Annotated in this window: 11 protein-coding genes; 1 reads left to right on the top strand and 10 read right to left on the bottom strand. The window is 45.0% G+C overall.

Annotated features, from left to right (window positions below):
* Positions 1–126 precede the first annotated feature (126 nt).
* The 7 genes from BLV86_RS10280 to ruvA form a co-directional block, all read right to left on the bottom strand.
* Positions 127–1620 (bottom strand): peptidoglycan D,D-transpeptidase FtsI family protein, encoded by a 1494-nt coding sequence (locus BLV86_RS10280; RefSeq protein ID WP_031555021.1) that lies wholly within the window; start codon positions 1618–1620, stop codon positions 127–129.
* A complete protein-coding gene (locus BLV86_RS10275) occupies positions 1620–3032 on the bottom strand; it encodes an FtsW/RodA/SpoVE family cell cycle protein (protein ID WP_044917289.1) in 1413 nt (470 codons plus the stop codon). The genes BLV86_RS10280 and BLV86_RS10275 overlap by 1 nt, the downstream gene beginning before the upstream one ends.
* A 94-nt stretch (positions 3033–3126) precedes the next feature.
* Positions 3127–4113: a hypothetical protein gene (locus BLV86_RS18290; protein WP_242873284.1), complete on the bottom strand. Its 987-nt coding sequence runs from the start codon at positions 4111–4113 to the stop codon at positions 3127–3129.
* Positions 4085–5485 (bottom strand): peptidase U32 family protein, encoded by a 1401-nt coding sequence (locus BLV86_RS18285; RefSeq protein ID WP_242873283.1) that lies wholly within the window; start codon positions 5483–5485, stop codon positions 4085–4087. Before BLV86_RS18285 ends, BLV86_RS18290 begins: the two co-directional genes overlap by 29 nt.
* Positions 5486–5494: 9 nt before the next feature.
* The gene (locus BLV86_RS10265) at positions 5495–5950 is read right to left on the bottom strand and encodes a cell division protein ZapA (RefSeq protein WP_090816855.1); all 456 of its coding nucleotides are present in this window, start codon (positions 5948–5950) and stop codon (positions 5495–5497) included.
* Between the two features lie 193 nt (positions 5951–6143).
* The gene (gene ruvB, locus BLV86_RS10260) at positions 6144–7154 is read right to left on the bottom strand and encodes a Holliday junction branch migration DNA helicase RuvB (protein WP_031555015.1); all 1011 of its coding nucleotides are present in this window, start codon (positions 7152–7154) and stop codon (positions 6144–6146) included.
* A gap of 21 nt (positions 7155–7175) precedes the next feature.
* Positions 7176–7805 carry a Holliday junction branch migration protein RuvA gene (ruvA, locus tag BLV86_RS10255; protein ID WP_031555013.1) on the bottom strand — a complete coding sequence of 210 codons (630 nt, stop codon included), beginning with the start codon at positions 7803–7805 and terminating at the stop codon, positions 7176–7178.
* 281 nt (positions 7806–8086) lie between these two features.
* Between ruvA and BLV86_RS10250 the strand changes: the two genes are divergently transcribed.
* Entirely contained in the window at positions 8087–9289 is a 1203-nt protein-coding gene (locus BLV86_RS10250) for a ribonuclease H-like domain-containing protein (RefSeq protein WP_207647470.1), read from the top strand.
* A 231-nt stretch (positions 9290–9520) separates the two neighbouring features.
* Here the strand turns inward: BLV86_RS10250 and BLV86_RS10245 are convergent, their stop codons facing one another.
* From BLV86_RS10245 to BLV86_RS10235, 3 genes are all read right to left on the bottom strand, one after another.
* A complete protein-coding gene (locus BLV86_RS10245) occupies positions 9521–10765 on the bottom strand; it encodes a 3-isopropylmalate dehydratase large subunit (RefSeq protein WP_090816849.1) in 1245 nt (414 codons plus the stop codon).
* Between the two features lie 9 nt (positions 10766–10774).
* The gene (locus BLV86_RS10240; protein ID WP_090816846.1) at positions 10775–11266 is read right to left on the bottom strand and encodes a LeuD/DmdB family oxidoreductase small subunit; all 492 of its coding nucleotides are present in this window, start codon (positions 11264–11266) and stop codon (positions 10775–10777) included.
* Between the two features lie 238 nt (positions 11267–11504).
* Entirely contained in the window at positions 11505–12752 is a 1248-nt protein-coding gene (locus BLV86_RS10235; protein WP_090816843.1) for a 3-isopropylmalate dehydratase large subunit, read from the bottom strand.
* Position 12753 lies beyond the last annotated feature (1 nt).

Here is a 12753-nt window from a genome sequence, read left to right as displayed (position 1 = left end):
CTTCAACAAACCTACATACTTTTATAAAGGTGGATGTATTATTCACAGTGATCAATCAGAGTGAAAAATGAGGGAGATTCTCACCAGCGAGAATCTCCCTCATTTATGTAATTCTTTCTTATTTCATCATCTTCCATTTATCCAGTAATCGAAAACCTTCTTTGCCACCGGTACTGCGGTGCGTCCTCCGGTCTCGCCTTCTTCTACCACTACGCAGACTGCGATCTCGGGGTTATCGTATGGGGCGAATCCGGTGAACCAGGCATTGGTAATAGTTTCACCGTTTTTAGTTACCTCTGCGGAGCCGGTCTTTCCGGCCGCGGCATAGTCCGCATCTCTAAGCTTTGAGGCTGTTCCATCAGTAACAACCGAGCGCATGAAAGAGCCAAGAATCGATGCCTCCTCTTCCGTCATAAGCTGTAACTTTTCGCCTTCCTCAAAAACCTTAATGACATTTCCTTCAGCGGACTGGACTTGTTTCAAAACCTGCGGTTCTGTAAGTACACCTCCGTTTGCAATAGCTGATGCCAGAATCACCTCATGAAGGGGACTCATCATGGTCTCACCCTGCCCGATGGCGGTCTGCATCATGGTCCAGGTACCGGAGTCCTCCGTGACATTAAATCTGCTCTTTTTTGAAGAAAGAGCTATAGGCAGATCCTGGTTGAATAAAAGCTCTTCCGCTGTTTTGGCAAGCTTCGTTTTATTTACCATGGTGCCTATCTTTGCAAAGGCAGAATTGCAGGAGTAGGCAAATGCTTCGTGCAGATTCTCTTTCCCATGTTCCTCACCGCTGTAGCAATGCACCACATAGTCTTTATCCTCATCATCACTGTACTCACCGTCACAGTTGAAAGAGAAGTTTTTGTAGTCATTGGGATGCTCTCTTATATACTCAAGAGCCATAACGATCTTGAAGGTTGAACCCGGAGCATAGAGTCCCTGAGTGCATCTGTTGAGAAGTGGCGCCTCGGAGTTCTCATCATTAACTATTCTGTCCCAGTCCTCCACTATGGTGTTTGGATCAAAGCTTGGCTTTGAAGCCATGGCAAGTATCTCTCCTGTTTTAGGATTCACGGCTATAACTGCACCGTTATACTCACCCAGTGCCTCATAGGCCACCTTTTGGAGTCCCGCATCCAGGGTTATGATCACATTATCTCCAAGACTTTTGGTTTCTGTTATCTCATTCGCCACCTGAATCACGGGGTTGGAGTTTGATTCCATGAGGTAGAAATTGGCAAGAGACTCTATACCCGTTTTCCCTTTGGTTGAGTAACCCACCGTCTGTGCAAAAACTCTTCCCAGCGGATATTCTCTCTTCTCTGAGTAACTGCCATCAGGGTTGTCAGAACCATCTTCATTTTTCCTGGTATCCGTCACCTCTGTTCGTGCCAGAACCTGTCCGTCGGAAGATATTATGGCACCTCTTACGAAACGGTTATCAAATACCTCCATTCGGGGGTTGTAGGCATTACCCATTAGTTCATCCGAACGCCAGCCTATGAAGTACACCATGTAACCGATCATGGCAAAAAACAGCAGTGCAAAGAAATAGATGAACCCCACTATATTCTTATTTGTAATTTTCTCCCTTGAACGGGATTTGTTATTATCCATCACAGATCTTCCACATTGACATTATTTCCGTACACCGGATTTTCATTATAAAAACTGCCTTCCTCTCCAAAATCAGGCTCATCTTCCACCATCTCATATTCATCGAATTCGTCTTCATTGCCCTGGATAATGTATAGGGCCTGAATAATTGCAAAAACGATGAAGGCTGAAACCAGTGAAGATCCTCCGTAGCTTACGAAAGGAAGTGTAACTCCTGTAGACGGTATAAACTTTATGGCGCCTCCTATGGTAAGGAACACCTGCACTATGTACTCGATAGCAAGCCCGACAGCCACGTACTTATAAAAACTGTCCCTCATATATGTGGCTATGACCATCATCTGCATGAAGCACCCAAGGCACACCAGGGTAATACATATAGCCGTTATTGCCCCCATTTCCTCAGAAATAGCGGAAATGATGAAGTCCTTTTCAACGATTGGAATCTTATTTGGAAGTCCCTGGTAAAGTCCAAGTCCCGCAAATCCACCGGTACCTATAGCAAAAAGCGACTGGGTGATCTGATAACCCTTATTGTCGATATCAGCCCAGGGGTCGATCCAGGCAAAAACTCTTGTTCGTACATGGCTGAAAGCAAAGTAGGAAAAAACCGCTGCAAGACCCATGCCGATATTACCGATGGCGAGATACAGCCAGTTATTGGTTGCGATATAAAGGATAACAAGGTAAGCCACAAAGAAAATGAGAGCAGACCCAAGATCCTTACATAATACAAGAACCAGCATATGCAAACCCGCCACGATGGAGGTATATACGATATCTTTGAAGCTTTCCGCACAGCTAAGCATTCCCGAAACTGCCAGAATAAAGGTGATCTTTACAATCTCTGAAGCCTGAAATGTGAATCCGGCAATTGAAATAGACATCTTAGCGCCATAGCTGGTTGCACCGATTATCAGGACGATTCCCTGCATAAGTATTCCCAATGCAGCAAATACATATCTCCATCTCACCAGATCCCATACCTTGTCGATGATATAAGGTATGACCAGCGTCAATGCTGCCGCTCCCACCATGATGACAAACTGTTTTATGGATTTGCCCATGTCGAGACGCTCCAGCATGATGAGGCCATAAGCCATGAAAAACACTGTATTGTTCAGCAGTAAGCGGTTAATGTTTCTGTATATATGCGTGGATATAAAGACATAAAGTGCGAAAAACAGAAGCTGAACCAGATAAAAGATCACTGCACTGATCTCTCCGGTTTTCAGATATACTGTCAGATTCATCAGAAAATGAACTAACAGAATGATGCGAAACTGCCAGTAACACAGCGGATTCGCATCATCCTCGTCAGGTATCGTAAGATACCTGAAATTGCAATATGTATAAAGAACAATCAAAAACAGCTGGATATATTTTGTAGCTGTAATATATAAATTTACCATTTAAATCCCTACTAAATTCGAGTATGTAAAGCAGGTTCCCTTGCCTAAGTTGTAAGGAAGCACATCAAAAGCAAGCACACCTCTTAACACCGGATCACTCTATTCCGTGACGGAAATGCCCCCTCGTCATCGCCACGGGCACTGCCCCGGAAAGAATCTTCCGTACTTCATTTTCCGACTCTATGGAAAAATCATACCGTACACTCTCAGGATCAAGCGCTCTTATATCTCCCTCAAGATCATATAAAACCAGTGGCTCAGCATTAAAGATCTGGTTGTAGCAATACTTGCAGTAGCATCTAACCGGCATATCCTTCTGCATTCTGTCTCTCAAACGAAGAATGCGGTTACGATGATCGCATCTGTCAGAGGTTCTCTGTATACAGTTGGCACTTACCATCATAGGAAGATGTCCGTAAACCAGCGCCTCATAGGGCACTGTCCTGAGTCTCTCATCCGATTCATTCTCTTTGAGAGATTTTCTCAGCCCCATACATTCTCTGCCGGTAAGCTCTATGGGATAAGTGAGACCTTCCGCTCCCAGATCCAAAAGCATGGAAACTGCCTCTGTGTTGTACCCGTAACAAGTATAATCAAAAATCTTCTTTATAGTATTTAAACCTTTATTACCGCTTTCTGAAGGTTCCGATTCCGAAAGAAGCATTGCTTCGTCAAAGCTTCTGATGAGAACCGCATCAGGAGCTGCCTCAAGTTTTACTAAGTTATCAAGAAGTTCCCGTGAATTAAGGAAAGGGTCTGTCTCCCTCTCAATGCGTCTGAGCCTCAGTCCGCACTCTTTTCCGGAAGCCCTGATACTTCTGAATATTGCCGCGAATGCTTCTGCCTCACGCTTCTCATTTGCGGCCTTAGATCCTGATTCCTTTTTATCCGAGGTTATCTCCGGAATCCCAAAGCAGGCTTCGTCAACATAAATTCTACTGACAGCTTTTATATCCATCACAGCCTTAAGCTGTGCCTCTGTTTCAACGGAGGCACTGACCGGCATGTGCCAGGCTTCTGCAGATAACCCCTTTTTCCCGGTATTCTTTTTATCATTCCGCGAGTTGTCTCTTCGAACCACTTAAAATCTCCTCTTCGTACCTTTCCAGTGCTTCTCTTCTTAACTGATTAAGCTTTCCCACCGGATAAAACGCATCAGGACTGATATTGACCCTTACGTCCGTAAATCTGAACGCTGTTCCGCCGGTTTTTCGCAGCTTCTCTTCAACATCTGTCGCCACCATGGGACGTTTTTCCGCTGCCGAAACATTATCCTGAGACACCACAGTCACCATCCTGCCACCCTGATCTGTCAGAGTGAGTACCACCGGTCCTCCTGTTTCCATTACTATATCTGCTTCCAGAGGTATCGTGCGGTTTTTGTCTATAAACTCACTCTCGATGTAACCGAGAACCGCTTTATCAATTTCACGGAATTTCTTCTCCTCTATGGCAATCATATCCGCACCGTTATGCTTATTGAGATAGCTGGTGGTGCCGCCTCTGTCGAAAACCTCACTGAGTATCTTCTTGTCTTCGGGATCCACACTGTAAGACTCTATCTCTCCATCCAGATATTTCATGGCCAGATCCAGATACTTTCTGTAGACACTGACTACCCCCGCCGTATATACCGGCGATTTCATACGTCCTTCAATCTTGAAGCTGTAAGCCCCGGACTTAATAAGGTCAGGCAAAAGGTCTATGGTCTGCATGTCTTTCATGCTGAGAAGATATCCCTTTTTCCGAAGTTCTCCCGATGTCTTTCCATTTTTCGGGTTTGCCAATGTTTTCGCCCCGTCGGCAGTCTCTCCGCGGCTGATGCTTTCGTAACACAAACGGCAGGTCCCTGCGCAGCGACCTCTGTTCCCGGATCTTGCGCCAAGAAGAGAAGACATAAAACAAGCTCCTGAGAAGCTGTAACACATGGCTCCATGGCAGAAAACCTCAAGCTCCATTCCGGTTTCATCATGAATCTTTTTTATCTCTCCGAGGCTTAATTCACGGCTCACCACAGCTCTTGTCATGCCGAATTTCTGCGCCATGCGGGCTCCTGCTACACTTGATATTGTTTCCTGGGTGCTGGCATGAACTTCAAGACCCGGAAACATTTCATGTACCTTCTTAACGGCACCCAGATCCTGCATTATGAGCCCATCAACTCCGGCTTCATAATAAGGTTTTAAGTATGAAAAAAGCTCTTTAAGTTCATGATCCTTAAAGAGTATGTTTACCGTCATATAAAGTTTTACCGAGAAGAGATGACAGTAACGGATGGCCTCCATTACCATATCTTCCTCCTCGGTTGTTGCTGAATCCGCGTAGGCTCTTGCGCCAAATTTCCTGCCGCCCATGTAAATGGCATCGGCGCCTGCATTAACCGCCGCCACCACCGATTTAAATGAACCGGCCGGTGCTAGCAGCTCTACACGTTTATCTCTTATTATTTTCATATTTAATAATTAATTCTTTTTTCTTGCCCCTGTTGTGATGGAAGTAACCTTCTCATCCTCTGTAAGAGCATTATCTCTCGCATCTCTGGCAGCAAGCTTTGCTTCAAGCTCCGCAAGACGCTTCTGAGTATCTGCAAGTTCCTTTATATTATTCTCAAGCTTCATCTGATAATTTACCAGATCATGCTTCAAACTGTAGCACTCGCGCTCAGCTTCGTCTTTTTCTCTTTCAAATTTTCTGGTCTTATCCTGCTCGTGGAAAAGATCGTCACATATATTAATTTCCAAAAGTAATGCTTTTAAGTTGTCATCCAGCTTATTGTAATTGGCAACCATTTTTTTAAAATCAATAACCTTCTGATTCAGATAACTTGCTACTTCATGCATGTATCCTTCTGTTGCATTGCCTGAAAGCTGATATATCTTTCCATCGATAACGACTTCTACTGTATTTTTTTCTGCCATGGATTTACTCTCTGTTCTTTCTATAATAGGTATATGAAAAATACACCGAATATTACTACACTCCGATGGTTTTGTCAAATGTAGAAAGCCACACCCGACCTCGGAATACATGTATATTGTACCACATTACAAGCCCAATAAAACAGAGATATATGAGGAAATGCTGTTTTAATAAAGAAAATGCAAGGCGATCTTACAGATCAAGCGTCTCCTGATGAGGCAGTCCAAGATGCCTGTAAGCATTGGCAGTGGCAACACGGCCTCGTGGAGTTCTGTTTATAAGACCATTCATGAGAAGATACGGCTCATAAACGTCCTCAATGGTTCCGCTGTCCTCGCCCAGAGCAGCCGCAAGGGTCTCCACACCAACAGGTCCGCCGTTAAACTTTTCCATGATTGTCAGAAGATAGGTTCTGTCGTTCTGGTCAAGACCAAGCTTATCCACGTCCAGTATATCCAGTGCCATGTCCGCAGCTTCCTTTGTAATCTTTCCGCCGTACTTCACATCTGCAAAGTCTCTCACTCTCTTTAAAAGTCTGTTGGCAAGTCGCGGCGTTCCTCTGGATCTCAGCGCTATACGCTCGGCACCCTCATCATCTATCTCAACATTAAGAACATTTGCTGAACGCAGCACGATTTTTTTGAGCTCATCTTTATTGTAAAACTCAAGCTTTGAGATGATGCCGAAACGGTCACGGAGAGGCGCTGACAGAAGTCCTGCTCTTGTGGTTGCACCGATAAGGGTAAAGTGCGGAAGGTCAAGTCTTATGGATCTCGCCGTGGCATCCTTGCCAAGCATGATATCTATGGCAAAGTCCTCCATGGCAGGATAAAGCACCTCCTCCACCTGACGGTTAAGTCTGTGTATCTCATCCACAAAGAGTACATCTCCTTCGGAAAGTCCGTTAAGTATCGCCGCAATCTCACCCGGTTTCTCGATAGCCGGTCCGGAAGTAACCTTTATGTTCACCCCGAGTTCATTGGCTATAATGTTGGAAATGGTAGTTTTTCCAAGTCCCGGAGGTCCGTAAAAAAGGCAATGGTCCAGTGACTCTCCACGGTTCTTCGCTGCCGTGATGTATACCTTCATCATCTCCTTAAGCTTTGACTGACCTATGTAATCATCCAGCTTCTGGGGTCTGATCTTCGGCTCCAGTTGTCTGTCTTCTACTGTTTCATCTGTATTTATAATTCGACGTTCCATCTAAATTAACTTCCTTCAAATTTATAGAAAACTGAGATTCTTCAGCGCCAGCTTCAGTATCTGATCCACTGTCATATCTCCGCTTATCTCAACCTTCTTCACCGCACGACTCGCCTCGGTCTCAGAGTATCCCAGAGCAACAAGTGCTTCCACGGCTTCCCTTTGTGCACTGTGCGCCATGGCCGCTCCGGTAAATGCCTGTCCGCTACCTGAAGAACCATGATCCAGAGCTGTATTGAAAACCTCTGAGGCATCCAGCTTATCCTTGAGATCCAGAACTATCCTCTGGGCGGTTTTACTTCCTACTCCCGGTGCTCTTGAGATAGCCTTGCTGTCTCCGGTAACTATAGCCATCCTAAGGTCATCCGGCGACATGGCACTGAGGATGCCAAGGGCTCCCTTGGGTCCCACACCGCTGACTGTCAGAAGCATTGTAAACATCTCCCTGTCCTCCGGTGTCAGGAATCCGCAAAGCTCCACACCATTCTGGGTTACTGAAAAATATGTATATATCTTAACTTCTTCTCCTATGGAAGGAAGGGCTCCTATAACTGTGGCCGGCACCCTGATTCCGTATCCTACCCCGGATGCCTCAACAACTATCATTCCTTCCTGGATCTCCGCCAATTCTCCATGTATAAAACTGATCATATATGTCTCCACAAATACACGAATATTCGTCCCACACATTGCTTCTCTGAAGCTATTGCAATGCCGGCATGTACCTCGAATCCGCGCTAACGCGCTGCTTCTCAATATCTGTCGTAAAATCAGACTATCCGTTCTGTCTGTCAGGTTTATTTCACGACGCGCAGCCGTCTGATATTGGACTTATACAGTATGATAGCACAAATGTTTGCTAAATGCCATATCTCCTTTTGACCAATGTTTAATCCTGTGTTAGACTCGGTCTATCGGTCAGGAAAAATGTTTTGCTGAGAGAAAGGATTACTTTGCTTCGAATAGAAAAACCAATTGAACTTACAACTGAATTTAACTTGTCACTGATCGCTCCGGCGGAGGATATCATGTTCTTTGACATTGAAACCACCGGACTTTCTTCATGGAAATCAGGGCTTTATCTCATTGGTCTCCTTACCTATGATGAGGGCTGGAAGCTTATCCAGTATTTCTGCGAGGATGTCAGCGACGAAATCACAGTGCTCGAAAACTTTTTCACACTTCTGTCTTCAAAAAAAGTGCTGATTTCCTTCAATGGAGACGGTTTTGATATCCCATTCCTTTCACATATGGTGGAACAGTATGGGCTTCCCTACTCTTTTAATTATGTTGAGAGCTTTGACATTTTGAAAAAAATCCGTCCTTTGAAGAAACTGCTGGGACTTGAGAATATGAAACTTAAGACCTGTGAGAAATTTCTAGGGATATACCGCGAAGACCGGTTTTCAGGCGGCGACCTTATAAATGTCTATTTCCAGTGGCAGGAGGACCACTCTCAGGATAAGCTGGAATGTCTCCTTCTCCACAACTTTGAAGACGTCGAAAACATGCCCAATGTGCTTCCCATATTGAATTATATTTACGCACTTAAAGGAAATTTTTCCTTGAAATCGCAGGAAGTCGTGAAGCATCCGACTGAAAATAAACGGGTTTTGAGTCTTTGCTACGAAATATATTCCCTGAATCCGGCTTGTAAGAGCATGTCAAGCCACAATTCTGATGCAATCACAACCTCTGAAGCACCAAAATCGGAACTAAATAACGATCACGTTTCAATTTCTGTCCCTGTCCCTCTTGATATAAGTCTGGATAACTGGTTCATTAATCTGACGGGCTCTGAGCTAAACCTCTGCGCAAATCTCTATGAGGGAGAACTCAAATTCTTCTACCCGAATTACTGCGACTACTATTACCTTCCCATGGAGGATAAAGCCATACACAAGTCACTTGCTGAATTTGTGGACCGCAGCCACAGAAAGAAAGCCACTGCAAAAACCTGCTACCAGAAGGTTTTCGGCATTTTTCTTCCTGAACCGGAACCGGTCTTTTCTCCGACACTATGCCAGGACTACAAAGACAAACTCATTTACACTCAATTTTATTCGGAAATGTTTGAAGATGAGGCTTCAGCCGAGGCATATCTTTGTTCAGTCATAAAACAGCTGAAGTTGTAAAAATTGTCACATCATTCTCAGTAACAAACATCATCCAAAAAGCTATGGTCTAAAAACAGACTATAGCTTACTTTCGTTTAACAAGATAACAAAAAAATAACCGCCCCAGCCTAGCAACTGAACGGTTATTTTTTGTAACAATTTAGTTAAGGGCTAACCGCCTACGGCGAGCACCTTCTAAATAAATAGTATATCAGAATCATTCCTATTTCAATGTATTTCTAAAAAATATCATACACTTCTCACATATCCGGCAACCGCGCTGTGCGCCGCAGTCACAGGTGATGCGAGATAGATATTAACCTTGTTGGTTCCCATACGTCCCAGGAAATTTCTGTTGTTTGTAGCAACAACAGTCTCGCCATCTGTGAGGATTCCTCCGGCACGTCCGCAACAGAGTCCGCAGCCCGGATTCATGATGATGGCACCGGCATCATTAAATATCTTCATGATACCATCCCGGACAGCCGCATTATATATTGATCGGCTTGCCGGTGTCACGATGAGCTTCACATATGGTGCCACGTGCCTGCCCTTAAGTATCTCCGCTGCCGCTCTCAGATCTTCGAGACGGCCGTTTGTACAGGAACCGATAAATACCTGATCTATCTTTATATCCTTAAGCTCTGAAATAGGTCTTATCTTATCTACCTGTGAAGGGCATGCCGCTACCGGCACGAAGTCCTCGGCCTTATAATTCATGACTTTCACATAATCGCCGTCATTTGTGTCCTTAAAACAGCCATGCTCTTCATCGCAGGGCACTCCGGAAAACTCGGCAGTCTTCTCATCCGCATAGAAAAGTCCGCACTTGGCACCGGCTTCGATGGTCATGTTGGCCATGGTAAGTCTCTCCGATACCGACATAGCGTCAAAAGTATCCCCGGCAAACTCCATGGACTTATAGGTGGCTCCCGCTGCAGTGAGATCCCCTATGATGGTAAGGATCACATCCTTTGAGGTCACACCATCGGGAAGCCTGCCGTTAACATTGACCCTGATAGTCTCCGGCACCTTTATCCAAAGCTCGCCGGTTCCCAGGATTCCCGCCATTTCTGTATATCCTATTCCCGTGGAAAATGCACTGACACCACCGTAAGTCACTGTATGCGAATCTGTACCAAACACCACATCTCCGGGAGTCGCATAACGAAGCTCCGGCATAAGCTGATGGCAAATGCCGTCGGCCCTGTGAATATGCACTATGCCCTGCTCCTTTGCAAACTCGTCACCGCGTCTGAAATGTCTCGTGTCATCCACCTGACTGGCAGGCACCATATGGTCATAAATAATAACCACCTTATCCTGATCCCATACCTTCTTAAATCCCATTTCGTGAAACTTATCCGCCACGAACGGAATAAAAATGTCATGTATCATAACACGATCCGGCTTTACGAAGACAATGTCTCCGGCCTTAACATTATCATCATGAACATTACGTCTGATGATCTTTTCAATAAGTGTTGCTCCCATGCTTCCTCCTTATATAACCCCATTTCTCTTCTTCATGGCGTTTACAAGTCCGCCTTCCTTCAGGATATCCATAAGGTTTTCCGGCAGTGAGCCTATCTTGTAGGACTCCCCGTTAAGAACCAGATCCTGGCCCGGATTCACGGTAAGCTCATCACCTTCTTTTATCTTGTCCTGTATATCGCTGTTTTCTATAAGAAGCAGCCCGTTATTGATGGAATTTCTATAGAAGATTCTGGCAAAGGATTTTGCGATAACACAGCTCACACCCAATGCCTTTATGACTTCCGGTGCCTGCTCTCTTGAAGAACCGCAGCCAAAATTATTTCCGGCAACAATGATATCTCCGGGTTTTATAAGAGACGGCAGCTCCGGTCTCAAAGGATAGAATCCGTAGGGCCTCATATCCTCTATAGTTTTCAATGCAAGATATTCTGTTGGGATGATGATATCTGTATCAATGTCATCCCCGAGAATAAAAACTTTCCCTGTAAATGAAGCCATTCAAAACCTCCATTTTTTAATAGCAATCAGGATTCAGAGATACCGCCTATACCCCGGGTATTCAAATCCTTGATAACCATATCAATTCATAACTAAACTATATACAAATCTGTCAGAAAACCTTATATCATCTATAAGCGCATATTTTCAGCCGTCTATATCTGACATACAGAAGCAGATATAATCAGCACTGAAGACAGGTCTGACTATATACCTCGTCAAATCACAACCTTATATTTCAAACCTTATCTGCCCTGGCTATCTTTCCCGCAATGGCAGATGCCGTAACAGTAGCTGCCGATCCAAGATATACAAAGGAATTCTTGTCTCCGGCTCTTCCCTTAAAGTTACGGGTTCCGGTGCTGATGAGAACCTCGCCTTCACCGATAACTCCCTGACAGCTTCCCCAGCAGACACTGCAGTTAGGATTTACCACGATGGCGCCTGCGTCCATAAAGGTCTCAATGATTCCCTCTGCCATAGCCCGGTCATAAACATCACGGCTTGCGGGAGATACCAGGAATCTCACACCCTCTGCCACTTTCTTTCCTTTTATGATGGAAGCTCCCAGTCTCAGATCCTCTATACGTCCGTTATTGCAGGAACCTAAGAAGGCTTCATTGATCTTAACATCCTCCACCTCTGACACGGGAGAAACATTATCCACAAAATGAGGCTTTGCAACCACCGGAACTATCTCCGAAAGGTCAATGTCATAGACCTTCTCAAATACAGCATCCTCATCACTTACGAAACCGTCTGCCGCCTCACGGCCATGCTCTTTAAGATATGCCTTTGCGATATCGTCAACTTCCATGAGCGCTGTCTTGGCCCCCGCCTCAACACAGAGATTGCAGATACAGATTCTGTCCGACATGGTAAGGTTCTTCATACCCGGACCTGCAAACTCCATAGCCTTGTAGTTAGCACCATTGGCACCGATACGACCGATGATGGTGAGAATGAGATCCCTTGCGGTGGCACCGTTCTGAAGAGCTCCCGTGAAGTTAAACCGTAAGGTCTCGGGACAGAGAACCCATGACTTTCCGGTAACCATTGCATAGAGATAGTCTGTACATCCGACGCCTGTCCCGAAAGCTCCAAGCTCTCCATAGGAGCAGGTATGGCTGTCCGCGCCAAAAATAAGCTCCTTGGGATTTATGTACTTCTCGATCATAAGCTCATGGCAGATTCCGTCTCCCTCATGGAAGGTAATGCCGTTTTCCTTTGCAAAATCACGCATTTTCTTCTGTGAAGCCGCTGTCTTTGGGCTGTCGCAGGGAACATTGTGATCCACTATCCATACAAGCTTTGACTTGTCATATATTTGTTTATTCTTCAACTTGTTGTACATATCTATGGTAAGATGAGTGGTTCCGTCATTACTCATGAGATGGTCCAGCTCCACCACATATATATTGCCCGCATGAGCCTCCGAAGCTTTTGCTGCTCTTGCGATTATCTTTTCAGCTATAGTCATTCCCATA

Origin of the sequence: Oribacterium sp. KHPX15 (assembly GCF_900107835.1) — a bacterium.
GTDB lineage: Bacteria > Bacillota > Clostridia > Lachnospirales > Lachnospiraceae > Oribacterium.
Note: the sequence above shows the minus strand (reverse complement) of the source record. Positions and strands in the feature narration are given on the sequence as shown.

Excerpts from the sequence above, each read along its gene's own strand:
- BLV86_RS10280 (WP_031555021.1), bottom strand. The coding sequence starts at position 1,620 with ATGGATAATAACAAATCCCGTTCAAGGGAGAAAATTACAAATAAGAAT.
- BLV86_RS10275 (WP_044917289.1), bottom strand. The coding sequence starts at position 3,032 with ATGGTAAATTTATATATTACAGCTACAAAATATATCCAGCTGTTTTTG.
- BLV86_RS18285 (WP_242873283.1), bottom strand. The coding sequence starts at position 5,485 with ATGAAAATAATAAGAGATAAACGTGTAGAGCTGCTAGCACCGGCCGGT.
- BLV86_RS10265 (WP_090816855.1), bottom strand. The coding sequence starts at position 5,950 with ATGGCAGAAAAAAATACAGTAGAAGTCGTTATCGATGGAAAGATATAT.
- ruvB (WP_031555015.1), bottom strand. The coding sequence starts at position 7,154 with ATGGAACGTCGAATTATAAATACAGATGAAACAGTAGAAGACAGACAA.
- ruvA (WP_031555013.1), bottom strand. The coding sequence starts at position 7,805 with ATGATCAGTTTTATACATGGAGAATTGGCGGAGATCCAGGAAGGAATG.
- BLV86_RS10245 (WP_090816849.1), bottom strand. The coding sequence starts at position 10,765 with ATGGGAGCAACACTTATTGAAAAGATCATCAGACGTAATGTTCATGAT.
- BLV86_RS10240 (WP_090816846.1), bottom strand. The coding sequence starts at position 11,266 with ATGGCTTCATTTACAGGGAAAGTTTTTATTCTCGGGGATGACATTGAT.
- BLV86_RS10235 (WP_090816843.1), bottom strand. The coding sequence starts at position 12,752 with ATGGGAATGACTATAGCTGAAAAGATAATCGCAAGAGCAGCAAAAGCT.